The organism is Rhodococcus sp. NPDC058639 (assembly GCF_042717545.1).
Lineage (GTDB): Bacteria > Actinomycetota > Actinomycetes > Mycobacteriales > Mycobacteriaceae > Rhodococcus.
On record NZ_JBHXRF010000003.1, the window covers coordinates 227,728 to 253,770 of the forward strand.

Below are 26,043 nucleotides of genomic sequence, written 5' to 3' on the forward strand. Positions count from 1 at the left end.
CAGGATCAGGCGCTACCGCGCACTCAACGGTGAAGATCATCTTCGATGATGTCGAACGGTCAATCGCGGGAAGGAGCGATCGCGTTACAGGGGTCTCGCGAATTGGCGAGCAGACCGTGTCCACCACGCCGTTCCGGCTACGACGCGCGTGTCAGCAGGGGTTCGGTTCACCGATCTTCACGACCGAGAGAACCGCATCCCCTTCACCGATCGGAACTCCTACGCCCGGTGTCTGGCCGACCACGATCCAATTCGCATCGAGCACCTGACTGCGCCCCTTGCCGGTGGCATCGACGCTGCGTGAGTAGAACACACCGAGTTCCTGAATGAGGTTCTGCGCCGCCTGCAGATTCATGCACACGACCGGCGGCATCGGAACCGGCGTCACCTCGGGCGCAGCGGCCGGCGCAGCCGCGGCCGGGGCGGGCTCGGCTTCCACGGGCGGGAGCGTCTGCCTCGCAGTGCTCGAAGTTGTTGCAGGCAAGGGCTTCACAGTCGTGGTCTCCGCAACGGTGCTGGTCGTCGTCGACGACGCGACCGCGCCGGACGAGGGCAGCATCTCCGCAGGCGAGTCCGATTCGGTTCCACACGCCGACACGCTACCCACCAGAATTACCGCCATCAGTGCACCGAAAAGAAGACGGTTCATTCTGCAGACTCCAAAGTCGTGGGAAGCGATACGACTACGTATCGGACCGGACGCCCCTTTGTTACACATCCTGTAGCGAGATCATTTTCACAGCCAACACGACGTCGGCCATCTCACGACACGGGAATTCTTCCGGCCGGCAAACGTATTTCCCGAAGGCTGCCCGCAGAACCCCCGCGCGCGGATATCACACCCCGCCCAGCCGTTTCAGCAACTCCTCACCGCCGACCGTGCGTATGAATGCCGGGTCGCCGCATACGATCAACTGGTCACGGGCCCGGGACAGCCCCACGTACAACCGTTCCCGCGATCGCTCCTGCGGCCGTGATTCGTTCACGGCAAGCACGACCGCCCGGCGCTCGAGTCCTTTGAATCCCAGGACGTGCCCGTAGAACACCTGGTCGCTGTCCCAGAAACTCTCCCAGTACGCCCCAGGCCCGGCTTGCTGCCGCTCGACCTGCTCCGGATGTCGACTGCCGGTCGCGAGGAGAGCGACATCTTCGGTCCGCCAACCGCTTTCGAGCAGCGTCTCGATGGCGTCGTCGGCGCGATCGAGCGCATCTTCCGGTGCACACGGAACGAAGGTGACCTCGGGTCCGTCGCCGCCGAGCAAACGCATTCGCTGGCCGACGAGCGGGGTGAACGATCCGGCGATCTGCTTGGTGTTGCGCATGTTCCGGTCGAGCACCAGCGGAACCAGGGAGACCGGGGGAACACCTTCGCGATCGAATACGCGTTGGCCTTCGTCGCTGAACACGTACAGTTCGCCGGCGTCCTCGTCTTTCAACATCGCGAGTACCGGCCGCCACCAGTCGTCGGCGAAGTCCTGGGCTTCGTCGACGACGACGGCGTCGAAACGGTGACCGTACGGAAGTTCGGCGGCGAGTTCGGCCATGCGGGCCGGGAGTACGTGCTCCCAGAAGTTCACGGTCTCCTCGGTACGCAGACTCTCCGGAGGGCCTTCGGGTGCACCCCAGCGGGTCCCCAGTTCGTGGAATTCACCGACATACGCGGGGCGCTGTTTGCGGGGCAGTGCTCTCGTGACCCGTTCGAGGTAGGACGCAAGCCCGTGCGAATAGCAGATCAGCGCGACGCGCTTGCCCTCCTTGGTGAGCCTGCTCGCTTTCTCGATGGCCAGAAACGTCTTTCCGCTTCCTGCTCCCCCGCGAATCTCTACGCGTGGAAGAAGGCGCACCGCGTCGAGTATCGCGGCTTGCTGCTCGGTGAGCAGGTTACCGGCGTCCTCGTTCTCGAGCGCGCGGGCGACGACGTCACGTTGCGGGAGCCCTCGTCCCGACAGCACCTCTGCCAGGTCGAGAATCGACTCGGCGTCGATACCGGTCCGCGCAACATGTTGTTCGAAGAGCACCCGCCTCAGTTTGGAAACGATGCCCTTCAGATCCTCGCGATCGACGACCTTCCAGCGCGGACATTCCGGGCGCCCGAAATCGGCAGACACGGAACTGTTGGGGAACACGACGACGTGGTCCCAGCGTGCGCGGCCGGATGCGCTGGTTCGCCTCGGATCGTTCTCCACGTAGCGACGCAACGCGTACATCGCCCCTCGTACCTGACCCACCGGATCGATAGGGGCCGGCCCATCGGGGCGACGCTGGTACCAGGTGTCGTTCTCGTGCCAGATCTCGCCGCCCTTGACCTCGAGGCAGATCACACCGTAGCCCTCCAGCGCCACGACGAAATCGATCTCGTGGTCCTTGTCGTGGTCGGTGACACGCTGGTTCGCGACCACGAGGTCGTTCGGGCCGAGCTGGTCGATCAGTGCACGCCACACCACTTCTTCGGTGACATGCGCGAACCTCGGCTCCTGGGGAATGCGAATGCTCATCGCGGGTCTCGCGAAGGCAGTCCTCGTGAACGTTCAGGCATCGACGTCGACCCCGTAGCGCACAGCAAGGGCCGCAAGGTCGTCGTCGTAGCCCTGCCCCACCGCCCGCAGACGCCACTTGCCCGCCCGGCGGTAGATTTCGGTGAGCACCATCGTGCGTTCGGTGGTCCCGGCGTCGAGGACGAAGGTCGCCGCGGTGCCTTCGTCGCTGTCGACGCTGACGGAGACCGCGCCGAGGTCACCGAAGGTACGGTCGCCGTCGATGGCCGCCGCGATGGCGATGCGCTCGCACTCGGCGGGCAGCGACGCTAGATCGACGCGGACGCACTGCTCGCTGCTGCCGTCGATGGTCAGTTCCACCGCCCCGTCGTCGAACACCGGGTTGTTGTAGAAGACGAAATCGTCATCGGTGTCGACCTTTTCGTCGGAGCCGAGCAGGAACGCGACGATGTCGATGTCGAACTCGTCGTCGACAGCTTCGGCTTTCCACGCGATGTTCACCGACCAGGACGTGATCTTCGCGGGCAGGTCGGTCACCTCTCCTAGCGACAGCACCGGCGCGGAAATCCGGGATTCGGTCCGCATGTGCGGTGGGATCACACCCTTCTCCACCGCGGCGTTGACGTCGTCGGGGGTGAGGACGGGCAGCGCGCGTTGCAGCACCCGGGACATCCGCTTGTCGCTTTCGCCGCCGCCGAGGACCAGCGCGTCGGTGACCGCGGCCGTGAAGTTGAGGGCGGGCCTGGCACCGAGTTGCGCGATGCGTGACCGCATCATCACCGCTTCGAGATGGGTTCCGCCCAGCAACAGCACTTTTCGGCCCGACCACAACTTGGGCTTGTGGCCCTGCAGCGCCCAGCCCTGTGCCGGCGCCGTGTCGTCGGGGGCGGGGACGGTGACGACCTGCGGAGTCTCCACCGCGATCTGTGCCTGCGGCACGACATCGATGACGGTGGCGACGTTGGGCTCGCCGGGAGCGACCCGGGTGAGAAGGTCGTCGAGGTGTCGCTCGCTGATGACGGGAATGCCTTCGGCCATCGCCTTGCGTACCTTGGCGGTCTGCACGACGGGGTCGTTGCACACCAGCACACTGGTCTGCCGGCTCACCTGGTTGAGGACGTCGAGCCCTGCTTCGGTGAGGCGCTCGGCGAGTGCCGTCCGCGGCGTGGCGGTCGACCCGCTGATCACGACCTTCATACCCTGCACGAGACCGGCGTCCGTGAGCTTGCCCGGGTTCTTCCACTGGCAGGGCACCCGGGTCACCGATGCCGGGTACACCGACTTGCTGCTCCGGCAGTTCACAACCGGAAGCGGAAGTTGCAGTGTCTCAGCCATTCCGGCGCTGCGCAGGAAGATTTCGGTCAGCACGCGCGCGTCGTCGTACGCATCGTGCGCCTGGAGCTGCTGGATCTGCCAGTGCTCGGCGAGCGTCGAGAGCCGGTAGTTCGGAAGGTCGAGGTCGAGGCGGCGCGACAGCGCGAGCGTGCACAGCCGTTGCTGCACCGGAAGTGCCTTTCCGGCCCGCCGGAACTCGGCGTCGAGAAAGCCGTAGTCGAACGACGCGTTGTGGGCGACGACTGTCCTACCGTCGAGAATGTCCGCCAGCTCCGACGCGATGTCTTCGAAGCGCGGCGCTCCCGCCAGCCGCTCGCGGGTGAGGTTGTGGATGTGCACCGGGCCGGGGTCGCAACCGGGATCGACGAGCGACGAGAACTCCCGCTCGACCGAACCGTCCTCACGCAATGCGAGCGCGGCGACGCTGAGCACGCGGTGAGCGTTCGCACGCACACCGGAGGTCTCGACATCGACCACCACCCAGCGATGGCCTCGGGGCAGCGTGACGGTTCCACTCGCCGGCGCACGAAGATCGATCACGTCTACCCCTCCGGATGTCCTCCCGGCCGAGCTGAAACTCGGTCCGATCGGACATTCTTACCGGAGGATTCGACGCCTGAAAACTCGCCCCCACACTTCTGCCGGCGCTGTAACGCCGCCGCTCATCCTGTCGATATGTGTGGTTCCACCAACCGCCGGTCAGGTCGAAGAATGTGCCGTGAGCAGCACTTTCAGTGCCCCTGTCTCCCCTGCCCGGCCGAATACGTCATATGCCTCTTCGAAGTCGTCGAGGTTGAACCGATGGGTGATCATCGGCGACGTGTCGAGCCGTCCACTCTCCACGAGCCCGATGAGCGTCGGGGTGGAATACGTGTCGACGAGGCCCGTCGTGATGGTCAGATCCTTGATCCAGATGTCTTCGAGATGCAGTGTCGCGGGCGAGCCGTGGACGCCCAGGTTCGCGACGTGTCCACCGGGTCGGACAAGCGCCACCGCCTGCTCGAACGTCTGGGGCACACCCACCGCTTCCATCGTGACGTCGGCTCCGAGCCCACCGGTGAGGTCCCGCACGACCGCCGCGACGTCGTCGCGGCCGCCGTTCAGAGCGATGTCCGCTCCGAAGGACTTCGCGGCTTCCAGGCGACTGTCGGCGAGGTCGACGGCCACGATGTGGCTCGGACTGAACAACTTGGTGCCGAGGATTGCGGCGAGACCGATCGGCCCGGCGCCGATGATGACCACCACGTCGGCCGGCCGCACACACCCGTTGAGTACTCCCACCTCGTACGACGTGGGCAGGATGTCGGCGAGCATGAGCATCTGCTCGTCACTGACCCCTTCGGGGATTTTGTAGGTCGAGTTGTCTGCGAAAGGAACTCGCACCAGTTCGGCCTGGGTTCCGTCGATCAGATGTCCGAGAATCCAGCCGCCTCCGTTGAGACATTGGCCGTACCGCGCCTCGCGGCAGTATCGGCATCGGCCGCAGGCGGACACGCACGAGACCAATACGCGGTCACCGGCCATGAGATTGCGAACACCCGAGCCGACTTCGACGACAGTGCCCACTGCTTCGTGACCGAGGATTCGTCCGTCCGTCACCGCCGGAACGTCTCCGCCGAGTATGTGCAGATCGGTGCCGCAGATCGTCACCGCGTCGACGCGCACGATCGCGTCGGTCGGTTCCGTGATCGTGGGGTCGGGGACGTCTTCCCACGCGCGTTGTCCCGGACCATGAAATACCAGTGCTTTCATCCTCGGCCTCCCGCCGATCGATGGTGATTCACCCTCCAGAATGACACCGGCCGGGACGTCTCCGGGGCATATCCGGGCTTTCGGACGCCACGACCGCACGCATGCCGAGCACGCCGAATCCCGTCCGGAGCAACCGATATGCCGCTTCCGTCCGCATCGAGACGCAACGGCCCCGGCGCGGACGAGACCACTCCTCATCACCGGCACGTACCCGTCGTAACCGGCCCGGTCCGCGCCGAGCGACCCCACGAGTGCTGCGCGGCGCGGTCCACTCCGAACCGTGACCGGATGCGGCTCCGGAAAAAGCGGGGCTGTCGATTGGTATTGCGTCGGCTCTTCTCCCGAGAATTACCCCCGCATTCTGCTAGTTTTCGTCGAACGGCATCGAATTCCGTCTCCTCGACGTGGCTCCGGCGCAAAGTCGAAACGGAATGGACGAGCTTTTGCAGCCCGCCGGCAGGACGTCCTTACGACGAAAGCGACCGCCCGTGATCACGACGACCGACACCGCTCCGGCCCCTGCCCCTCGTGAACGCGCCTCCCTCCCCGGACGAATGCGGCATGGAATCGTGAAGTGGCTCAGTCGGTTCAGCTTCCTCGGGCTTGTGGTCGCGTTGCTGTTCTACTGCTGGTCGCTTACGCCCTCGCTGCTTCCGCGTGCGTGGTATCTGCAGGGAGTCGCCACCGGAATCAGCATCGTGACGGGCTACGGGATCGGCGTCCTGGTGGCATGGGGGATACGCAAATGCGGATTCGACGTCCGATTGCCACCGAAAGCCGCAAGGGTTCTCTGGATAATGCTCGCAGTGGTGGCGATCGTGGTGGTGCCGACGTTCCTCGCGCTCGGGTCGCGGTGGCAGAACATCAGCCGCGAACTTGTGGGCATCGAGAGCGGGAGCAACTGGGACTATCCCGGTGTGCTGGCCGTAGCCCTGCTCCTCGCGCTGATCCTCCTGTTCATAGCTCGAGGTCTGCGTCGTATCGCGCAATTCGTCGCTCGGCAGGTCGTGCGGATTCTGCCGGCGCCGGTCGCGCGGGCAGTGAGTGTCGTGGTGGTGGGAGCCGTCGTGTTGCTGGCGCTCCAGGGCCTGCTCGCGGCCGGGATCACGCGTATCGCCGACGGATCGGCGAAGGTGGTGGACGAGGGGACCGCAGCGGGCGTCGTGCAACCGCAGTCCCCCGACCGTTCCGGATCCGACGCGTCGGACCAACCGTGGGACTCGCTCGGACGCGAAGGACGGACGTTCGTCGCCGGCGGACCGACACCGGAGCAGATCGGTGCGGTCACGGGTACGCCGGCCATGATGCCGATCCGGGTTTACGCGGGTTACCGCTCGATCGAGAACGCCGGAGGGCAGTCCGAACTCGAAGAGATGGAAACACTGGCTTCGCGTGTGGTGGCGGAACTCGACCGCACGAATGCGTTCGATCGGGAATATCTGGCCGTCGCCACCACGACGGGACGCGGATGGGTCAACGAAGACGTCGCGTCGAGCCTCGAATACCTCGCGGACGGAAACTCGGCGATCGCCGCAATGCAGTACTCCTTCCTGGCGAGCCCGCTGGCGTTCCTCGCCGACCGGGTTTCGCCGCGCAACGCCGGTCGCGCACTGTTCGAGGCCGTGTACGACCGCTGGAGCGACCTGGACCCGAACACACGGCCGAAGCTTCTGGTCTTCGGTGAATCTCTCGGATCGTACGGCGGCCAGTCGGCGTTCTCCGGGGCACAGGACATGATCACCCGCACCGACGGCGCCCTGTGGGTGGGCACCCCCAATTTCACCGAGCAGTGGCGCAGGATCACCGAATCGCGCGACCCGGGCAGCCGCGAAATCCTCCCCGTCATCTACGGCGGTCAGAATGTGCGTTTTGCGGCGACACCCGCCGATCTGACCGATCTCGCCGGGCTGCGCCAATGGGAGTTCCCTCGCATCGTGTACTGGCAGCACCCGAGCGACCCGATCGTGTGGTGGTCCACCGACCTGATCCTGAATCGTCCCGATTGGCTCCGGGAAGAGCGCGGCGCCGATGTCGACAAGAGCATGTCGTGGATCCCTTTCGTGACGTTCTGGCAGGTGACCCTGGACATGGTGTTCGCCGCTGACGTACCCAGCGGCCACGGCCATGATTACGCCACCGACGCAGCGTATTTCTGGGCGGACATCCTGGGAATTGAGGACCAGGCATTCGTTCAGCGCGTCTTCGATGCCCTCTCTGCGGGAACGGGCTGAGGGCGCGGACTCCGCCCGAAGTCCGTTTCACGAACGGCGCCGATGCGTGCTTCACCGCCTGCTCCGCCGATCCGGGTGTGCTAGCGTCTGGCGCCAACTGCGGATCCGGGGGGCTCATGAGCAGGCGGGGCTTGGTGACGTGTTCTCTAGTGGCCGCAATGGCTGTCACGACAGGATGCGGGTCTCCACCACCCCCCGACGAACTTGCCCGACCCGACACAGTTGTCGAGACGTCGGATATGCGCACGCCGCGCGTCGTCGACGACTCCGGACGTCCTCCCGTCACCTTCGATCCCTGCCTCGACCTCCCCGACGGAGTGATGCGGGAAGCGGGATACGACGCGGACCACAAAGAGTTCTCGGATATGCCGATGGGGTCGTACACGTTCTTGGGTTGCACATACCGGAAGTCCGACCCGATTCCCGGCGTAAGACGGGGATACAGCCTCAGTGTTCTCGCAGGCAACGTATCCCTCGACGAAGAGATCGCGAAGAACGGACACGTGGCTACCGCCACCACGGTAAACGGCCGAACCGCGCTCCTGGAACTCGACCCGAGCATCAAGGACGCATGTACATACGTCCTACAGAGCATGTTCGGAGTCGTCATATTCAGCAGGCTCTACAACAAGGATCATGCCGGCCCGGTTCCACAGAATGAGTGGTGCGCAGATATGGAACCTCTCGTGCGAGCGGCTGAACCATTCATCGGTAGTTGATCCGCCCATCCCAAAGGGAGCCATGTCAGAATTCATCAGACTCGACCCACCCGTCATTGCTGAGATCGTCGCCATTTGCGACACGATGCTCGCCGAGTTCGAAAGCTCGAGGATCAGAGCAAAAAACCTCGTCTCCGCGAATGGCTTCGGCGACCTCGAATCCGCCCGGCAACTCGCCGCCGGTTACAGCCGTAAAGGCGCCGGCACACCCGAATCCGCCTACGAACGGATCGAGCAATTCATCGAAACTCTGACCCAACTGCGCGACGCGTTCGCGGCTGGAGGTGAGGACTTCCTCGACACGCAATTCGACTGGGCACGCGCACTCGACACCGTGGACAGGGACATGTAGATCCTGGATTCGCGAGCCGAACGGAGATCCGCTCACGATGTTCACCGCGCAAATCTCCGTCCGGCGCGCATTTCCTCCCCTACAGGTGGTCAATGAGGAGCGGCGTCCACCAGGTCGTGGTCGACGCCGTAGTCCACGCGCATACGATCCATCGCTGCGTCCCGAACCTTGTACGCCCGCGCTGTGGTCCGAACCCTGTCCGGGTAGCGCCGCTCCTGGATCCGGTTGACGAGGGCGAGCGCGGGGCCGGCCCGACGCACCACGTGCTTGAGTGGGCTGTCCGGGATACCCAGCGCATCAGCATCCGCATCACCTACGAAGACACGCTGCAGACTGTGCATCAGCGTGAGAGCGAGAGATGTTCGCACACGGTCGTTTCCGGGCAGAAGATTCGCAAGTTCAGGGACGAGATAATCGTCGGTGAGCGCGGCCACGAAATCCCGGTCGTCCTGGCTCGGTCCCGGAGAGGTCAATCGGTACAACTCCTCGACGAGCACGTGATCGGCTTCTTTACACAGGTTGAGTTCGTCGCTCATGCCGATCACATGCCCGACGTAACGCCACAGGTGGTAGATGTCGTCGAGTTCCGTCTGGGTGAAGCGCACGCCGAGCGTCTGCATCGCTTCGACGCAGATATGCCCGAATTCGGCGATGGTGAACGCCATGTAGGACTGAGGGATCGGCACACCCCATGCGTCCTCGTCCCAGAGTCCGCTCGCGACGATGCCCCGGCGCACATGTGCGTGGATGAGCCGCACCCGGACAGTGAACGCGAAACCTTCTCCGTTGCGGCGCATTCCGTCACGCGCGATCACGTGCCGCAGCCACTCCCCCACCTCGACGGAGCGCACCGCGGGCTGGCTCACGTACCGACCGGTCAGCGCGAGAGGCTTCCCGGCGATCTCGCTGGCGGCACCACGAAGGAGGGACGCCGCGCCGAGCACCATGCCCATCACGGGGGTGTGACGGATGAGGGCATCGGCAGCGTTGTCCAGGCGGTCGTGGTCGAGCCAGTCGGGTTCGTCGTCGAGGCGTGCGAACAGCGCTCGAAGCGACTCGGGAGCGTTCGGGACAGCGTCGATCCCGTCTGCTAACGCCCTGCGTACTTCGGCTGTGGCCGAGGAGGAATCGAAGTCGTCGGCGACGACCGCGTCGGCCAGTGGGTCGGCCTGCCACATCCCGTCCAGCCACCTGCTGCCGAGGTCGCCGTAGCGGCGCACGGCGAGATCTGCGTTGACAAGTTCGCGCGGAATGCGTCGATTCATACATTCCATGCAAACACGAGAATTCCTCACTTACTATTCATTTCTTGTGACCACTACACCGAATGGCAATTCAGCAGGTAGAGGGGTACGAACATCCCCGACTCAGCGGCGTGCCAGAGAGATGCGCACGCACCTTCTCACGTCTACTCACGAACTCCTCGCGCGCCGGCCGGGGGCACGCGTGAGCACGACCGCTCTCGCCGAACACGCCCATGTGAGCATCGGTACCGTCTACCGCTACTTCCCGGACATGGACGCCATCATCGACGAACTGAGGATGACGGCCGTCCACAACATCACCACGGCGCTGTCGACGGCAATCGCCCGCGCGATGGACCAGGCACCCCTCGACTCGATGGCCACGGTCGTGGAGGGACTCACCTCGGCGTTCGAGAAGCACGCCGCGGTCCTCCGGGTGTCCTACACCTCGAACGAGGCCGAGTTCGGCTTCGCCTGGGCCGAAATCGAGGCCCCCCTCCGCCCCTTGGCCCGCATCATTCCCACACGCCTGCGCCCCGATCTCGACGACGACGCACTCGACGATCTGGTCTTCATCGTCATGGGTGCCACTGCGAGTCTGTGCTCCCGGATCGCCCTGCTCCGGCCCCCGGGTGCCGACCGGACGAAGCTGATCGCGGTAGCGGCGAAGATGCTCCTGGCGGCAGTCGAAGGTGCGTGACGGATCAGCCGCGCACGTCGTCGAGTAGTTCGTCGTCCAGCGACACCCGTACGAGCGCCGCGGCAAGCGGTGCGAACCGCCCATCGGGAGCGTGCTTTTCCAACTGTTCCGACTCGGCGGGCACCCCGAGCGCTTCGGCGCCTTGCTGTGCACGTTTGTCGAGGTAGGGCCGGAGCCAGGTCCACACGTCCTGGACTTCGCGCAGGAAGATCTCCGCACCCACAGGTCCGATACCGTCGAATTCCTCCAGCAGACGGGCCGCGGCCGCAGCGTCACCGTCTGCGCGCTGTGCCAGTTTTCTCAGGTCGCCCTGGTACTCGGACTCGACTCGTTCGCCCATCTCGCGCAACCGCGTGGCGGTGCTCTCGTCGTACCGAACGTAGTGACCGCGTCCTAGCGCAGCAATGACGTCCGCACGTGGCGCTTTCGCCATTGCCTCCGGAGTGCGCCATCCTGCCTGGAAGAGTTCCTTCGCGGCAGCGACGGCGATGTCCGCCGATATTCGCGTACTCGACAGCAGCGCGAGGACAAGGAGTTCGAACAGGGGCTTCGGGGTGTCTTTCAGTGTGATGCCCGCGTCCTCCGCATACGTTCGTCCGGCGCGATCGAGCAATTTGGTCACGGTGTCCATCGACATCCTCCTGGGAGCGGCTGGTTCTGTCGTGGTACCCGAATTCCCGACACGCACACTCACCCACATCGACGGGGATACGCTGCTTCGAAGCCCCTTCGAAGGAGCCTGATGACCGAGGACGCACCGAATCGCTCCCCCGCCGGAGCAACCCTCGACGAGAAGGCGGGTTTGACCAGCGGGCTGAACTTCTGGTTCACCAAACCGATTACACGGTGGTGGAGGGCGGTGTGTACACCGTCGATGCCGGCGCGTCGAGCCGCGATATCCGGGTCTCGGCGACTGCGGAAGTCGCCGGAGATCCCGTGAACATGCCGTTGACGTTGGAGTCGTCGATCGGTGAAGTTCTGGCGACCCGGCTGCCGCCGAGACGTGCTCGAATACCTTCGCGGCATCGGGAGACCTGCAGGCTCCGGCCCTCGACCCTGCGGTCCTCACCATGGCCGCGTCGATGCCCATCGGGAGGATTCTCAGCTTCGGCGATTTGGGGGTCGGCGAGGATGAGATTCAGTGTCTGCTCGATTCCGCCAACGAATAAGCCTTCTAATTTGCGCGGTGAATTGTTATCTGCCAACACTATTGCGTGAGCAGGTCGCGATTGAGCGCGCAGATCACGGCAATACGGTTCTGCGTTCCCTGTGCTAGCGTCTGCGGCAATCAGCGGATCGGGGGGTCGCGTGGGTGGGTGGAATCGTGTCGTGCGAACGGTCCTATCACTGGCTGTTGTGGTGACAGTGGCAGGATGCGCATCCGGGGCGGCGACGCCGAGCGAATCGGAAGCTGTCGACACCCCGACCTCGACGACGAGGACGCCCCGGGTCGTGGACGACTCGGGTCGCCCGCAGATCACGTTCGACCCGTGCCTGGATATCCCCGACGAACTGTTGCTAGAGGCTGGTTACGACACGCGGAGCAAGGAACCGACGGACTACCCAATGGGCACATACTCGTTCATTGGTTGCCGGTTCAAGGGCACACTCCACATTCCGGGGGTGCTCCGACGGTATGGGCTCAATATTCTGTCCGGCAATGTAACTCTCGAAGAGGAACTCGCCAAAGATCGACTCATCGCAACCGAAACAACGATCAATGGTCGACGAGCGCTCTTGGAAGTCGACAGCAACAACCAAAATTCCTGTGCGATCGCGGTAGAGTCCGAGTTCGGCATCGTCATCTTCAGCCGTACATACTTCCCCGATCACACACGTGGCGTACCCAGAGAGCAATGGTGCAGCGGTCTCGGTGAGCTCGTGTCATCGATCGAACCGCTTCTCGACCTGCCTCACAGCTGACTCGGAAGGATCACATCCATGGCTGAGTTCGTCCGCCTTGACCCTGGTGTCGTCGACGAGATTGTCGCAATCTGCAACACGATGCTCGATGAACTGACTTCTGCACAGGGCATCGCCGACGGGCTTGTCGAGACCCGCGGTTTCGGGGACTGTGAGTCCGCCCGACAACTCGCCGACGGCTACGCACGCAAAGCCGCCGGAACCCCGGAATCCGCACGCGAGCGCATCGACCAATTCATCACGACCCTCACCGACCTACGCGACGCTTTCGCTTCGGGAGGGGAAGCATTTCTCGAGGCCGAATTCGACTGGGCTCGGCAACTCCAGGGGATGGAAACCGAGCTGTGATGATGCTGCCGTGTGTGTCGGACATGGAACGTCGAGCGCCCGTGGCAGGCTCACGAGAATGCATCTGTACGACGAAGGATTCGAGCCTCCGAAGGCGTGTGCCGAGTGGTGCCGGGCACGGCCCTTCGAACTTCAGGTGCTCGACGACGGCGTGACCGTCGATCTGCAGTGGTGGAACGATCATCTCGACGACGCGGGACACGAGATCAGGTTGCGTGGGCGAAACCTCGACGGCCGCATCGTGACCACCGGCACTGCGGTCGTGCAGCGCAACGACCTTCGATTGGGTAGCGACCTTATCGATGCCGACCATGAGGGTCTCGGCCTGTTGTTCCTGTGTGCGGCATGGCGCAGCGCACATCCACGACGAAAAGCGGTGCGGCGGTTCCCCGACGTCCGCGACGTGCGTACCCCGAAAGGTCGCCACCCGCTCGCGAAGATCAAGGGTGTCCTCGACTATTGCGCAAAGACGAAAGGGCTGCCCGACACGTCTCGTCAGACCTGGTCGGGCTGGCCCGACACTCCGGGAGTGGGTGTGCCGTTGATGGCGACCTACCTGTGGGCGGTGGAGGCGCGCACGGACACCGGTCCCGCGCAGATGCTGGACCAGTACGGCGTGTCGACGCTCGTCCACGAGGGATGGCTCGAGGACCCGTCGGTCGCAGACTTCACTGTGCGTCGCTATCACCGGTACGTCGAACTGCTCAACACGTGGGCTGGTCTCATGTCCACGCGACCGGAATTGGTCGAGATGTGGCTGGTCGATCGGTGGCATGCGCGCGTCGTCGAAGCCCGCGACGGATCCCAGGCGACGCCGCGCCTGTTCTGATCCGCGCGTACTTGTCCGCAGACATAGCATTTGTCCACAAGGGCGCCGGCACGTCGCCTTCGAAAGCTCGGACCCGTGACCTGATCGGGCACGATCCCCTGCATGGGCGAGCCGGAAGCACTGACGAGGAAGTCGCTCACCGCGGCTGGCACATCGGACAACGACTTACGAAACTCGCTGCGCGCGGGCACACTCGTCCTGCTTGCCCGCGGTGTCTACCTGCGGCGGACCGATTACGACGCGCTCGACGAGGCGGGGCGCCATCGCGTACACGCGCGCCACGTCGGTTCGCATCTCGAATCGGGTGAAGCGATCAGCCATGTGTCCGCGGCGGTTCTGCATCATCTCGATATTTGGAAGGTGCCTCTCGCCCGCGTGCACGTCTCGCGTCCGGGGCGAAGCGGGCGGGTCACGCCACACCTGCACGCGCACCGCACGACGTGGGGCGATGACGATCTCGTGGATATCCGCGGAGTCGCGGTCACGTCGGTCGCCAGGACGGTCGTCGATCTCGCCCGCACGCTGCCGCGCGACGAGGCAGTGGCAATCGGAGACTCCGCTCTACGCCTTCACCCGAACACACGCCCACACTTGGCCCGGGTACTTGCGCGGGCACGACACCGCACCGGTACGACTGCCGCGGCGTCGATTCTGGAGTTCCTGGACGGGAGAAGCGAGAGCGTCGGTGAATCGCTGTCGCGGATCCGTATGCGGGAGGCCGGTTTACCCGTACCGGATCTGCAACGCGAGGTGGTCGTGCGCGACGGACGACGATACCGTCTCGACTTCTTCTGGGACGGCCTCGGCATCGTCGGCGAGTTCGACGGCAACATCAAATACCGCGACCGTCGTGACCTCCTCGCCGAGAAACGACGTGAAGACGCATTGCGCGACCTGGGGCTGGAAGTGGTCCGCTGGAACTGGGCAGAGTTGGATCGGTTCGAGGTGGTCGCCGGCCGGTTCGCACGCGCCGTCGCCCGTGCACGCTCCCGGTATGCCGCAGTTGCGCGGTGAGTGGAGAGTTGCGCACGCTGTTTCGCGAGTCGATCCCCACTTACCGCGCAATATCCCCGGCCACCTGCGGCGTATGATTTCCGAAGAAGCACCACCATTGCCGAGAAAGGCCCCACCGTGTACGTCATCACCAACCGCATCGAGGTTCCCGCCGAGACGGCAGAGGCATTCGAGAAGGTCTTCGTCGACAGCATGCGTGAGACCCTCGACGGCGTTCCCGGTCTCAACCGCACGACGCTCCTCCGTCCGGCAGCCGAGGGCCTCCCCTACCTGTCCACGATGGAGTTCGACTCGAAGGACGACTTCCTCGCCTGGTTGCGTTCCGATTCGTTCAAGGCCGCGCACTCCGACGATCAGGCACCGGGTATGCAGGCGCCGTCCGCCGTCGAGCAGCACACCCTCGTCGAGGACATCGTCTTCGAGAAGTAGGAAACACCCTCTTACATGCGGCGGCGCCACCGGAGAACTTTTCCGGTGGCGCCGCCTCATGCGGTCGGGACGGCCTACACCGCGACGGGCTGCCGTTCGGGCGCCACGACCGGCACGACCACCGGCGCCTGCGGCTGCGTCGCAGGCCGGGTGAGCAGTGCGACCGTCACGTAGGCGACGAGTGCCACGATCGCCCCGAGGAAGGTTGTCCAACCGTCGGCGGCTGCGGTGACGAGATCGTTCGGGATGTAGAACAGGGTGTTGTCGACGCCGTAGATCGTCGGGGTGAGTACGAAGAACCCGACGCGCACGCCGATGCCGCAGATCGCTGCCGCTGCGACGGCCCGGCCGTCACCCCGCTTCCAGAACAACCCGAGGATGAACGGCACCACGAGCGACGCCAGCAGCAGGTCGAAGGTCAAGGTGAGCAGGATGCCGGTCTGCGGAACGCGCAGCGCGACCAGCGCACCGAACGCCGCCATGGGCAGCATGCACAGGCGGGTGGCCCGCATCACGTCCGAGGACATCGCGGCGTGCTCTCCGCCGACGCGGAACAGGTTGCGTACCAGCACCGTGGCAGTGGAGAGCAGGACACCGCTGATGGTGGTGAGCGAGGCCGTCACGAGTCCGGAGAGCACCAGGATCGACAGCCACTTCGGGGCGTACTCGCCGAGCAGCACATACAGGATCGGGCCGTCCACGGCGCTGTCCCCCACGATGGAGATTGCCGCAAGCGCGACGAACGAGAGCGGTACGCACAGGACGAGGATGCCGGTAGCCGCCGAGAAGCAGGCCCGCTGCGCGGCGTGCGGGCTCTTCGCCGAGAACACCCGCTGCATCAGGTCGATCGCGACGATGTTGCCGAGTCCGAGGGCGATCAGCGTCGCCCAGTTGATCGCGGCACCCTGCGCAGGGTCGGTGAGTTGCCCGAGACCCCCGATGCCGAGCCCCTCCGGAGCCGAGAATCCGGGACCGAACGCCACCCATCCCAACAGGCAGACGATGCCGACCGCCATGACCGCGAACTGCACGACACCGGTGTAGACACTCGCGAACATTCCGCCCGCCATCGTGTAGGCCAGAACGAACGGGATCAGAACCAGCACCGCGACGGTGTAGTTGAGCCCCACGAAGTATTCGAGAAGGTATCCGAGCGCGACGAGGTTGCCGGCGAGGAGGATGCCGAAGCTTCCGACCGTCAGGACGGACGCGGTGATCTCGGTGCCGCGCCCGAAACGCTGCGCGAAATACTCGGGCAGGGTGACGACACCGGTCGCCCTCAGCTTCTTCGCGAAGAACAGCCCGACGAGCAGCACGCTCAGCGCGACGCCCAGCGGCATCGCGGCGCCGGCCCAGAATCCGAAACCGGCAGCGAGATCCGCGCTCCCGAGCGTGGCGTTGGAGTCGATGACCTGCGACATGAGCAGCACCGCGAGGATCGGTGCCCCGAGCGATCGTCCTGCAAGGAGGAAGTTCCCCGCATCGCCCCGGACCTTACGGGTGGAATAGAAGCCCGCGCCGAGAAGAACGACGAGGCATACGGCAACACCGGTGATGATCATGGCAACTCCAGATGAGGAGGTCAGACGGCAGGAGCGCTGCGTTGGGCTTCGCGTCCGAGCGAATAGAGGGGTCGTGCGTTGTCGGGAAGGGTGATCTCGCCCGAGGCGAGTCGGCGCTGCAGGTAGGTGAAGCTCTGCGCGGTTTGCGCGAACAGGTGGTCGCCTGCCCGCACACCGTCGTATCGCGGTCCGTCCGTGGTGACGAACTGAGGCAACGGCTCGACCCACGTGTTGTAGTCGACGTTGAAGAACAACGGGAACGAATAACGCTCGTGCGATACCTTACGCACCCGATGTGACGTCGCCGTAAACTCTCCGTTGGTCCAGATCTCCAGCAGGTCACCGATATTCAACACAAACGCATCGTCGGCGTAGGGAACTTCGATCCACGTCCCGTCGGCGTTGACGACCTCGAGCCCGGGCGCGGTGGGCCGGAGCAGCGTGAACACCTCGTAGTCCGTGTGGGCGCCGATGCCGGGACGGTCTGCGGCGCTGGGATCGTGCGGATAGTGGATCAACCGCAACTGGGCGGGCGGGGTGCTCACGTGTCTGTCGAAGAGGTCCGCGGGTTCTCCGAGCGCTTCGGCGAAGGCGCGCAACAACAGTCGCCCCAGCGAGAAGACCTCGTCGTAATAGGTGGAGACGGGTTCGGCGAAGTCGTCCAGTTCGGGCCATTGGTTGGGACCGAGCAGGGGGTTACCGGCCAGGTAGTCCGGGTGATCGGACGGGAGGTCTATCGACAGGTCGTAGGCTTCCTTGTGGTCGGGAGTCGCACCCGCGAACACTTCCTCACCGGCGGGGACGTACCCCCTGTGGTTGGTCGAATTGCCGATGTACACCTTCATTTTCACATCGGACGGTTGCGCGAAGAACCGCTCGGCGGCACGCTGCACCGCCGCGAACGACGCGGGGTCGATGCCGTGTCCTACGATCTGCGCGAACCCTACTTCTCGTGCGGCACGACCCAATTCGTCGATGACGGCGCTGCGTCGCGCCGGATCACCGGTGACGAGTCCTGTGACGTCGATGGTCGGAATGCTGGTGAACGTCACGCTGTGCCTTTCCGTTCTGTTTCGGGAAGATCGAGTCGGCGCCAGCGGCGCGCCACCGGGTGGCCGTCGACATCGATGTCGGACGTCGACAGGATCTCTCCCGGCAGGGGGTCGAGGGCGGCGCCCACTCGGTACGGGAGCGTGGAGGCGGCGATGCGCCACGATCCGAGTCGTATTCTCCCGAAGGATATTTCACAGTTCATCAGTTCTCTCGCAGCCGAGAGTGTGCCGGCGCCCCGGATCTGCTCGTGCAGCGGCGCCCCCGCGATCGGGCGGGTTCGCCCTCGGGCGAAGGCGAAGTCTTCGCCGACGCGGACCAGGATTCCGGGAGCACCGGTCTCGACGTCTTCGAGCAGGTACTCGTCGATGCTCGACGACGTGGCACCGATACGCCAGTGCTCGAGGTAGTCCTCGAAGACACCGTGCTCGGCCACGGTCGTGGCGTCGAGCAGCTCCAGACTGCCCGCGTCCGGATGTGGGCCGGCCGGGTGGACCGCCACTGTGCGGGTCCATTCCACATGCCCGCCATGGGAGAGCAGACGCCCCGCGAACCCGTCCTGGGTCGCCAGGACGAGCAGGTCGTCGATGCTCGTCGCGCCCAGCGACCGGGCCTGCACCGGGACTTCCGCCGCGGGCTGACGCAGGTCGCAGTACAGGCTCGCACCCTGCAGCCAGACGACCCGGCTGGTGGTGTCGGGCGCCGCGCCCGGGCGCGCCAGCAAGGTGCGCTCGAAACGGGTGCCCGAGATCGCCAGGGTGTCGACGGCACTCATGCGCCGCCGGCTTCCCAGCGCGCCCGTTCCTGCGCGAAGGCAACAGACTGGACCGCCTGGAAGGACTCGATCGATTCGGTGTTCTCCGAGAGGAATTCGCGATGCTGCGCGAGCGAGAACGTGCCGTCGGTGATGTCCACTCCCCCGCCTCTGCCGGCCGCGAGGTCGGCCCGCAGGTCGAGGAGTTCCTCGGGGTCGACCGGGTACCACGAGATGCGGTCGAAGAACCTGAGCAGCCACGGGGTGCCGTTCTCGAACGCGCCCGCGGGTTGCGGGTGCCGGTGGTTCCACACCTGGGTGGTCCGGCCGACGAACTGGTACCCGCCGGGTCCTTCCATGCCGTAGATGCACAGGTAGGCGCCACCGATACCCACCGCGTTCTCCGGTGTCCACGTGCGGGCCGGGTTGTACTTGGTGGTGACGAGGCGGTGCCGCGGATCGAGCGGCGTGGCGACCGGCGCTCCGAGGTAGACGTCGCCGAGACCGAGCACCATGTAGTCGGCAGCGAAGACGGTGTCGAACACGTCGGCAACCGTGTCGAGACCATTCATCCGGCGGATGAATTCGATGTTCCACGGGCACCACGGCGCGTCTGCGCGCACACCGTGCATGTAGCGCTGGATGGCCTCCCGGGTCGCGGGGTCGTCCCACGACAGCGGCAGGCGCACCTGCCGGCTCGGCACTTCGAGTTCGTCGCTGTCACCGATGGCTTCTTCGGCTTCGGCGAGCAGACCCAGGAGCTTCGGGACGGGCAGCACGTCGGGATCCACCTTGACCTGCAGGGACCGGATGCCCGGGGTGAGTTCGAGAAGGCCGGACGGACGCTCACCTTCGAGACGCTGGTGCAGCGCGTGGACGCGAGCCCGCAGCGCGAGATCCAATGTCATGTCGCCGTATTCGACGAGCACGTTGTCGTCACCGCTGCGCCGGTAGGTGACGGCGGTGTTGCCGTCGCGGCGAGCGAGCACTCCGTCGTCGCCGTCCCCTCCGGCCGACGACACGAGCGAAAGGCCCGCACGTCGTGCAACGCCGAGGTCGCGACGTGACGCCGCGTGCTCCGACCGCACGGGCACGAAACGGATGGTGTTGCCCGGGGCGAGTTGCCCCAGCTTCCAGCGGTCTGCTGCGACGACCGTGACGGGGCACACGAAGCCACCGAGGCTCGGTCCGTCCGGGCCGAGCAGGATCGGAGTGTCACCGGTGAAGTCGAGTGCGCCGATCGAGTACGCGTTGTCGTGAATGTTGGACGGGTGCAGGCCCGCTTCCCCACCGTCGGCGCGTGCCCACTGCGGCTTGGGACCGATGAGCCGGACGCCGGTGCGGTCGGAATTGAAGTGCACCTCGTATTCGGTGGCGTAGAGCGCGTCGATGTCGTCGCGTGTGAAGAATTCGGGCGCTCCGTGCGGTCCTTCGGTCACCGCGATCTCCCAGTGACTGCTCAACGCGGGCACGTGCTCGGAGGGCACCGCAGCGCAGTGCCCCTCGGTGACGTCGCCGACGACGAGGACATCACCGTCGCGGAGGGTGCGGCCTTCGTGTCCGCCGAAAGTACCGAGGGTGAATGTCGAGGCGCTGCCGAGGAATTCGGGTACGTCGAGCCCGCCGCGTACGAGAATGTAGGCGCGGAGTCCGGGGCCGGTCACCGCCCCGACGTCGAGCAGACCACCCTCGGGGACGATGACGGGCCGCCACTGCGGGACGGGGGTGCCGTCGACGCGCACCGTGACGGGCGCTCCGGTCACGCAGACCTCGGTGGCTTCGGTGAAGCGGAGCGCCGGCCCGGCCATGGTGGTCTCGAGCCCGGGGGCACCCTCGGGGTTCCCGAGCGCGACGTTGCCGAGGCGGAACGACAGGTCGTCCATCGGCCCCGACGGGGGCACTCCGACCTGCCAGTAGCCGGTGCGGCCCGGGTAGTCCTGGACGGTGGTGAGCATTCCCGGTCGTTCGACCGTGATCTTGGTGGTCATGGGCGTCTCACGCCTCCCGCGGCCGGGTGACGATCATCCGCACCGGAGTCGGATCGAAACCGTTGCAGGGGTTGTTGATCTGGGGGCAGTTCGACACGAGAACGAGCACGTCGCGTTCGGCCCGGATCGCGAGGCGTTTGCCCGGGGCCGACAGACCGTCGACGATGCCGAGCGTGCCGTCGGCCTCGACGGGCACGTTCATGAAGAAGTTGATGTTGGACACGAGGTCACGCTTGCCGAGGCCCCATTTCGCGCCTTCGATGAGGAAGTTCTCGACGCATGCGTGCTGGTGCTTGGTGTGATGCCCGTAGCGCAGGGTGTTCGATTCCTGCGAGCAGGCGCCGCCGACCGTGTCGTGGATTCCCACCTCGTCGGCGACGAGCGTCATCAGCGGTCCGCCGTCGGCGTCGCGCAGTACCGATCCCGTGGTCAGGAACAGGTTGCCCTGCCCCGCGACGGTGGCTGCGGCGCTGTAGCGGGCGGCGTGGTCGTGTGCGTCGTAGACAAGGGTGTCGACAGCCTGGTTGCCGTGGAGATCGACGATGGTGAGCACGTCGCCCGCGGCGACGACGGTGGACCAGGGTCCGCGTACCCCGACGACCTCGTCGAGCAGGACGCGGCCGGAAACGAGGGCGAGGTCCGTGGAGTCGAGCGTGGCGGTCATGTCAGTTCTCCATTCCGGAAGCAGCGGCAGCCCAGGCGTCTTCGGTGTTGAGCACGGCGCGCTGGTATTCGGGGTCGGTAGCGGGGAGCGAGTCGAGGTCGGCGGGTGCACGCCACGCGAGGATTTCGAGCGTGCTGGTCGGGAACTGTTCTGCCGGATCCAGCGGATGCGCGGTGTTGGCGAGCAGCACGATCACCGGCAGGTGGAGAATCAACTCGACGTAGGTGTCGGGCCCCGCCGAGCCGGTGCTCGTCAGCGTGCCGTCGTCCTCGACACGCACGCCGTGGAACAACGACAGCGACGGGGGCAGGTCACGCGGGGCGAGATCGTGTTTTGCGGCGGCGACAGTGAAGAGTTCCCGTCCGGCGGGGGCCTCCGAGTGCAGCGCTCCCGCTCCATATTTCGCGGTGTTTCCCGCGAGGTGGGTGGTGCCGCACAGCGCGTCGTGGCGGCCGGAGGTATCGGCGACGATCGTGGCGAGCACTCGGCCCTGATCCGACAGCAGCGGATGGCCGGTTCCGAGATACGCCTGCCACGGCACTTTCAGGGTGTCGGCGACGTTGAGCCGCTCGTGCGGGGCGTCGGCACGGAACAACAGGAGGTTCGCGCAGGCCGCACCGTGGATGTCGCGGAGCCGCAAGCGGGTTCCCCGGGCGAGCACCTTGCTCGTGTAGCGGCCACCGGGCACGGTCTCGGCCCAGACGAGGGAGGCGGCACGTCCGGTGGGAGCCGCCGGCCACGCGGACGCCGGAACGGTCGGCATGCCGTCGGTGACGATGCCCGACTGTGCCCGTGCATGGGCGCGGGCGGCGTGGGTGGTGGCCGTCGCGAGGGTCTCGGTCATGGTGCTCCGATCGTGGCGCTCGGGGAAACTGTCACTCGACAGTTTTCCGGTCGCGCATATTCGGCGAATTGCCGCGCCGTAACGTCTCCGTGACCGATGTTTCGTCCGGATTTCGGAATTCTCACGCCGGGTTCCGGCCGTGCGTCACGCGCCTCGGCTGTGCCATGGTGAGTGGGTGACCCAAGCAGGACCGGGCCGACCCCGGCTACGAGAACCGCGTCGCCCCGGCGCCACCGCGCGTGCCGAAATCCTCGATGCCGCAGCCGAACTCTTCACCACCCGAGGGTTCGCCTCGACGTCGACCCGGCTCATCGCCGACGCGGTGGGCATCCGGCAGGCGTCGCTCTACAACCACTTCGCGACGAAGAACGACATCCTCGTCGCTCTGCTGGAGGACACCGTCGAACCCACGATCGAATTCGACGCGAGTCTGGACGGCAACCATCCCGCGGCGGTGCGATTGTGCGCACTGGCATGGTTCGACACCGCCCAGTTGTGCGCGGGCAGATGGAATCTCGGTGCGCTGTATCTGCTGCCCGAGGTGCGCACCGAGCGGTTCGGGCATTTCCGGGCGGAGCGGGAGCAGTTGGCGGTTCGTTATCGAGATCTGGCGACCGAGATCGTCGGGGAGAACGATCCCCGGGCGGGCCTACCGTTCCGGCTCGTCGAGTCGGCCATCGCGATCCGCGCCGACGACGAACGAGTCGACGCGAAGCTTCCCGAAATGCTCGCGACAGCGTCACTCGACGTTCTCGGCGTCAACGACACCGCCACTGTGAAGCGCCGCGCACGCGCTCTCGTGATCGGGGTCCCCGACCCGTCTCCCGGCCCCTGAGGCACGGGAGGTCGGGTCACCGGCTTTCGTCGGTGCTATCCGACGGGGAACGATCGGCCCCCTCGAGCACATTGACCTCGCGCTTGTTGCTTCCCGGTCCGACGTGCGCCTCGGTGCGCATCTTCTCGGACATGTGCGGGTAGTGCAGTTCGAACGCGGGACGCTCCGACCGGATGCGCGGCAGTTCGGTGAAGTTGTGCCGCGGCGGCGGACAACTGGTTGCCCACTCGAGCGAGTTACCGAAGCCCCACGGGTCGTCGACCGTGACGACCTGGCCGTAGCGGTAGCTCTTGAACACGTTCCACACAAACGGCAGCGTGGAGGCACCCACGATGAAGGCCCCGACGGTCGAGATCGTGTTGAGCGTGGTGAACCCGTCCGACGGCAGGTAGTCCGCGTAGCGGCGCGGCATGCCCTCGTTACCGAGCCAGTGCTGCACCAGGAAGGTGGTGTGGAAGCCGATGAAGGTCAGCCAGAAGTGCCACTTGCCGAGGCGTTCGTCGAGCATGCGCCCGGTCATCTTCGGGAACCAGAAGTAGATGCCGGCGTACGTCGCGAACACGATGGTGCCGAAGAGCACGTAGTGGAAGTGCGCCACGACGAAGTACGAGTCGTGCAGGTGGAAGTCGAGCGGCGGGCTTGCCAGGATGATGCCGGACAGGCCGCCGAACAGGAACGTGATGATGAAGCCGACGGCAAACAGCATGGGTGTCTCGAAGGTGATCTGCCCTTTCCAGATCGTGCCGATCCAGTTGAAGAACTTCACGCCCGTCGGGACTGCGATCAGGAACGTCATGAAGGCGAAGAACGGCAGCAGCACCGCGCCGGTGGCGTACATGTGGTGCGCCCACACCGCGATCGACAGCGCGGCGATGGCGATCGTCGCGTAGACCAGACCGCTGTAGCCGAAGATCGGCTTGCGGCTGAAGACCGGGAAGATCTCCGAGACGATGCCGAAGAACGGCAGCGCGATGACGTACACCTCCGGGTGGCCGAAGAACCAGAACAAGTGTTGCCAGAGCATCGCGCCACCGGTCGCGGGATCGTAGATGTGACCTCCGAGCACCCTATCGACAATCGCGCCCATGAACGCTGCCGCGAGCAGCGGGAACACCAGCAGGATCAGGATCATCGTGATGAAGATGTTCCAGGTGAAGATGGGCATGCGGAACATCGTCATACCCGGAGCGCGCATGCAGACCACCGTGGTGATCATGTTGACAGCGCCGAGGATGGTGCCGAGACCCGTGATGACCAGGCCGAGGAACCAGAGGTTCGCGCCCACACCGGGAGTGTGTTCCTCCGAGGCCAGCGGCATGTACGACGTCCACCCGAAATCGGCGGCACCCCGGGGGGTGACCAGGCTGTAGACGACCGTGAGCGAGCCGAACAGGAAGAGCCAGTAACTGAACGCGTTCAGCCGGGGAAAGGCGACGTCGGGGGCGCCGATCTGCAGCGGGAGGATGTAGTTCGCGAACCCGAACACCACCGGGGTCGCGTACATCAGCAGCATGATTCCGCCGTGCACGGTGAAGAGCTGGTTGTACTGCTCGTTGGACAGGAACTGCAAGCCGGGACGCGCAAGCTCGGTGCGCATCAGCAACGCCAGCAGGCCGCCGATGAGGAAGAAGACGAAGGAGGTGACGATGTACATCAACCCGAGCGTCTTCGGATCGGTCGTGGTGATCAGGTCGCGAATGACCGCGCCCTTCGGCTTGCGTCGAGGGGGATACGGCCGCTTCGCCTCGACCGGAGCAATCACCGCGTTCATCGGGCCTCCTCACGCCGCACCGGGCGACGATCTCGACGATGCAGACGGACCAGCGCGCGTGCGACGGCGCGCGTCGTCAGCCTGCGGGGCAAGCAGATGCGTCTCAGCGTAAGGCGTGTACCTATCCCGCGGAGCGGTTCTCGGTGATTACTTTTCGATCCTCACGCAGTGCCGGCACTACCTTCTCTCCGAGCAACCGCATGCTCTCCCACGAGGGATCCTCCGGCATTCCGGCACACAGCGGATGGGTGGTGACGACCGGGAGAATCCCCTCCCTGCACCGGCGGATCAGGCCGTCGGGCGTATCCACGAGATAGGTGCCCGCGGCACGGAGTTCTTCGATCGTCGTGGATCGATCGAACACGTGCGACAACGCTGTACCGCTCTGCTGCCAAGCGGCATAGCCACGGGCGTCGGCGAGCAGATGATGCCCGTATCGCGCCCAGAACTCGTCCGGATCGGCGGCGCAGAACACCGTCGCCGGTCCGGGCGGCGGCATCATCACGTGCCCGGGCCGACGCCCGAGCCTCTCGCATTCCGCGCGGTAGAGGTCGCGCAGCGCTTCGTCGGCGATCTGCGGCTGGAAATTGAGGCCGAGCCTCGCCGCCCGGCGCGCAGCCGTCGGCGTGCCACCGCCGTAGTAGGCGAAGGGGTGCGGGCGGGACAGGGGTGCCGGGGTCACGGCGCCGACCCGCCCGGCGCGGTCCACGCGCTGGGTCCGCAGCGCCTCGAGCACCAGTTCGAGTGCGGTTTCCGTGTCTTGCCCGCGACTGGTCCACGGTCGCCGGTAGAGCGCGTACTCCTCGGTGCGATACCCGAGCGCGAACACGTACGACACGCGGCCACCGGACAGCAGGTCGATCACGGCGATGTCCTCGGCGAGCCGCACGGGGTCGTAGAGATTGACGATCAGCGCAGAGACGGTGATGGGGATCGTGTGGGTCCGGGCTGCGAACGCCGCAGCGACCGGGAGAGGGCTGGGCAGATACCCGTCCTCCGAACCGTGATGTTCGGAGAGCATGACGACGTCGTGCCCGGTGGATTCCGCGTACTCGACCTGTTCGAGTGCGCGCGCGAACAGCGCCTGCCGGTCGCGCGGTGTCGCATCGGGCGCACGGAAGTCGAAACGGGTCGCGAACAGGGTTCTGGACACGGCAACACTCGTTTCTCTCCGGCGTAACTCGGCACGGCCACAGCGTCGTCG

Annotated in this window: 25 protein-coding genes; 11 read left to right on the forward strand and 14 right to left on the reverse strand. The window is 65.5% G+C overall.

Translation table 11 applies throughout. From position 1 onward, the window contains the following. Positions 1 to 151: 151 nt before the first annotated feature. The 4 genes from ACFWU2_RS06785 to ACFWU2_RS06800 all read right to left on the reverse strand — a co-directional run bounded on the left by ACFWU2_RS06785 (position 152) and on the right by ACFWU2_RS06800 (position 5,582). The gene (locus tag ACFWU2_RS06785; protein ID WP_378602916.1) at positions 152 to 649 is read right to left on the reverse strand and encodes a hypothetical protein; all 498 of its coding nucleotides are present in this window, start codon (positions 647 to 649) and stop codon (positions 152 to 154) included. Between the two features lie 187 nt (positions 650 to 836). After that, positions 837 to 2,495, reverse strand: coding sequence for an NERD domain-containing protein (locus ACFWU2_RS06790; protein ID WP_378602919.1), 1,659 nt, complete (start codon positions 2,493 to 2,495; stop codon positions 837 to 839). Positions 2,496 to 2,528: 33 nt separating this feature from the next. Further along, complete coding sequence (locus ACFWU2_RS06795) at positions 2,529 to 4,370, reverse strand: TerD family protein (RefSeq protein ID WP_378602922.1); 1,842 nt, start codon at positions 4,368 to 4,370, stop codon at positions 2,529 to 2,531. A gap of 159 nt (positions 4,371 to 4,529) precedes the next feature. Then, positions 4,530 to 5,582 carry a zinc-dependent alcohol dehydrogenase family protein gene (locus ACFWU2_RS06800; RefSeq protein ID WP_378602925.1) on the reverse strand — a complete coding sequence of 351 codons (1,053 nt, stop codon included), beginning with the start codon at positions 5,580 to 5,582 and terminating at the stop codon, positions 4,530 to 4,532. 554 nt (positions 5,583 to 6,136) lie between these two features. On the opposite strand from ACFWU2_RS06800, the gene ACFWU2_RS06805 reads away from it, so the two are divergent. The 3 genes from ACFWU2_RS06805 to ACFWU2_RS06815 all read left to right on the forward strand — a co-directional run bounded on the left by ACFWU2_RS06805 (position 6,137) and on the right by ACFWU2_RS06815 (position 8,884). Further along, positions 6,137 to 7,813, forward strand: coding sequence for an alpha/beta hydrolase (locus ACFWU2_RS06805; protein WP_378602928.1), 1,677 nt, complete (start codon positions 6,137 to 6,139; stop codon positions 7,811 to 7,813). A gap of 158 nt (positions 7,814 to 7,971) precedes the next feature. Further along, positions 7,972 to 8,532 carry a DUF3558 domain-containing protein gene (locus ACFWU2_RS06810; RefSeq protein ID WP_378602931.1) on the forward strand — a complete coding sequence of 187 codons (561 nt, stop codon included), beginning with the start codon at positions 7,972 to 7,974 and terminating at the stop codon, positions 8,530 to 8,532. Positions 8,533 to 8,554: 22 nt separating this feature from the next. Then, entirely contained in the window at positions 8,555 to 8,884 is a 330-nt protein-coding gene (locus ACFWU2_RS06815) for a hypothetical protein (RefSeq protein ID WP_378602934.1), read from the forward strand. An 89-nt stretch (positions 8,885 to 8,973) separates the two neighbouring features. Here ACFWU2_RS06815 and ACFWU2_RS06820 read toward each other — a convergent pair whose 3' ends face one another. Then, positions 8,974 to 10,149, reverse strand: coding sequence for an oxygenase MpaB family protein (locus ACFWU2_RS06820; protein ID WP_378602937.1), 1,176 nt, complete (start codon positions 10,147 to 10,149; stop codon positions 8,974 to 8,976). Between the two features lie 121 nt (positions 10,150 to 10,270). Between ACFWU2_RS06820 and ACFWU2_RS06825 the strand changes: the two genes are divergently transcribed. Further along, positions 10,271 to 10,828, forward strand: coding sequence for a TetR/AcrR family transcriptional regulator (locus tag ACFWU2_RS06825; RefSeq protein WP_378602940.1), 558 nt, complete (start codon positions 10,271 to 10,273; stop codon positions 10,826 to 10,828). Between the two features lie 4 nt (positions 10,829 to 10,832). On the opposite strand, the gene ACFWU2_RS06830 is transcribed toward ACFWU2_RS06825, so the two are convergent. Beyond that, positions 10,833 to 11,459 carry an endonuclease gene (locus ACFWU2_RS06830; RefSeq protein WP_378602943.1) on the reverse strand — a complete coding sequence of 209 codons (627 nt, stop codon included), beginning with the start codon at positions 11,457 to 11,459 and terminating at the stop codon, positions 10,833 to 10,835. Positions 11,460 to 11,570: 111 nt separating this feature from the next. Between ACFWU2_RS06830 and ACFWU2_RS06835 the strand changes: the two genes are divergently transcribed. From ACFWU2_RS06835 to ACFWU2_RS06860, 6 genes are all read left to right on the forward strand, one after another. Next, positions 11,571 to 11,768, forward strand: coding sequence for a hypothetical protein (locus tag ACFWU2_RS06835; RefSeq protein ID WP_378602946.1), 198 nt, complete (start codon positions 11,571 to 11,573; stop codon positions 11,766 to 11,768). A gap of 425 nt (positions 11,769 to 12,193) precedes the next feature. Continuing rightward, a complete protein-coding gene (locus ACFWU2_RS06840) occupies positions 12,194 to 12,751 on the forward strand; it encodes a DUF3558 domain-containing protein (RefSeq protein WP_378603748.1) in 558 nt (185 codons plus the stop codon). 18 nt (positions 12,752 to 12,769) lie between these two features. After that, complete coding sequence (locus tag ACFWU2_RS06845) at positions 12,770 to 13,099, forward strand: hypothetical protein (RefSeq protein WP_378602949.1); 330 nt, start codon at positions 12,770 to 12,772, stop codon at positions 13,097 to 13,099. Between the two features lie 58 nt (positions 13,100 to 13,157). Beyond that, a complete protein-coding gene (locus ACFWU2_RS06850; RefSeq protein WP_378602951.1) occupies positions 13,158 to 13,928 on the forward strand; it encodes a hypothetical protein in 771 nt (256 codons plus the stop codon). 102 nt (positions 13,929 to 14,030) lie between these two features. Further along, entirely contained in the window at positions 14,031 to 14,942 is a 912-nt protein-coding gene (locus ACFWU2_RS06855) for a hypothetical protein (protein WP_378602954.1), read from the forward strand. 117 nt (positions 14,943 to 15,059) lie between these two features. Beyond that, positions 15,060 to 15,371 carry an antibiotic biosynthesis monooxygenase family protein gene (locus ACFWU2_RS06860; protein WP_378602957.1) on the forward strand — a complete coding sequence of 104 codons (312 nt, stop codon included), beginning with the start codon at positions 15,060 to 15,062 and terminating at the stop codon, positions 15,369 to 15,371. A gap of 74 nt (positions 15,372 to 15,445) precedes the next feature. On the opposite strand, the gene ACFWU2_RS06865 is transcribed toward ACFWU2_RS06860, so the two are convergent. Genes ACFWU2_RS06865 through ACFWU2_RS06890 form a run of 6 tightly spaced genes read right to left on the reverse strand, consistent with a single transcriptional unit; the run spans position 15,446 to position 22,233 of the window. Further along, a complete protein-coding gene (locus ACFWU2_RS06865; RefSeq protein WP_378602962.1) occupies positions 15,446 to 16,933 on the reverse strand; it encodes a sodium:solute symporter family protein in 1,488 nt (495 codons plus the stop codon). A gap of 20 nt (positions 16,934 to 16,953) precedes the next feature. Next, a complete protein-coding gene (locus tag ACFWU2_RS06870) occupies positions 16,954 to 17,985 on the reverse strand; it encodes an isopenicillin N synthase family dioxygenase (protein WP_378602965.1) in 1,032 nt (343 codons plus the stop codon). Then, on the reverse strand, positions 17,982 to 18,758 hold the full coding sequence (locus ACFWU2_RS06875; RefSeq protein WP_378602967.1) for a hypothetical protein: 777 nt from the start codon (positions 18,756 to 18,758) through the stop codon (positions 17,982 to 17,984). Before ACFWU2_RS06875 ends, ACFWU2_RS06870 begins: the two co-directional genes overlap by 4 nt. Further along, positions 18,755 to 20,725, reverse strand: a complete 1,971-nt coding sequence (locus tag ACFWU2_RS06880; protein ID WP_378602970.1) for a 5-oxoprolinase/urea amidolyase family protein — start codon at positions 20,723 to 20,725, stop codon at positions 18,755 to 18,757. Before ACFWU2_RS06880 ends, ACFWU2_RS06875 begins: the two co-directional genes overlap by 4 nt. 7 nt (positions 20,726 to 20,732) lie before the next feature. Beyond that, positions 20,733 to 21,389, reverse strand: a complete 657-nt coding sequence (locus ACFWU2_RS06885) for an urea amidolyase associated protein UAAP2 (RefSeq protein WP_378602973.1) — start codon at positions 21,387 to 21,389, stop codon at positions 20,733 to 20,735. Between the two features lies 1 nt (position 21,390). Further along, a complete protein-coding gene (locus ACFWU2_RS06890; RefSeq protein WP_378602976.1) occupies positions 21,391 to 22,233 on the reverse strand; it encodes an urea amidolyase associated protein UAAP1 in 843 nt (280 codons plus the stop codon). A gap of 175 nt (positions 22,234 to 22,408) precedes the next feature. Between ACFWU2_RS06890 and ACFWU2_RS06895 the strand changes: the two genes are divergently transcribed. Further along, positions 22,409 to 23,068: a TetR/AcrR family transcriptional regulator gene (locus tag ACFWU2_RS06895; protein WP_378602978.1), complete on the forward strand. Its 660-nt coding sequence runs from the start codon at positions 22,409 to 22,411 to the stop codon at positions 23,066 to 23,068. Between the two features lie 16 nt (positions 23,069 to 23,084). Here ACFWU2_RS06895 and ctaD read toward each other — a convergent pair whose 3' ends face one another. Next, positions 23,085 to 24,839: a cytochrome c oxidase subunit I gene (gene ctaD, locus ACFWU2_RS06900; RefSeq protein ID WP_378602980.1), complete on the reverse strand. Its 1,755-nt coding sequence runs from the start codon at positions 24,837 to 24,839 to the stop codon at positions 23,085 to 23,087. 121 nt (positions 24,840 to 24,960) lie between these two features. Then, the gene (locus ACFWU2_RS06905) at positions 24,961 to 25,992 is read right to left on the reverse strand and encodes an LLM class flavin-dependent oxidoreductase (RefSeq protein WP_378602983.1); all 1,032 of its coding nucleotides are present in this window, start codon (positions 25,990 to 25,992) and stop codon (positions 24,961 to 24,963) included. Between the last annotated feature and the right edge of the window lie 51 nt (positions 25,993 to 26,043).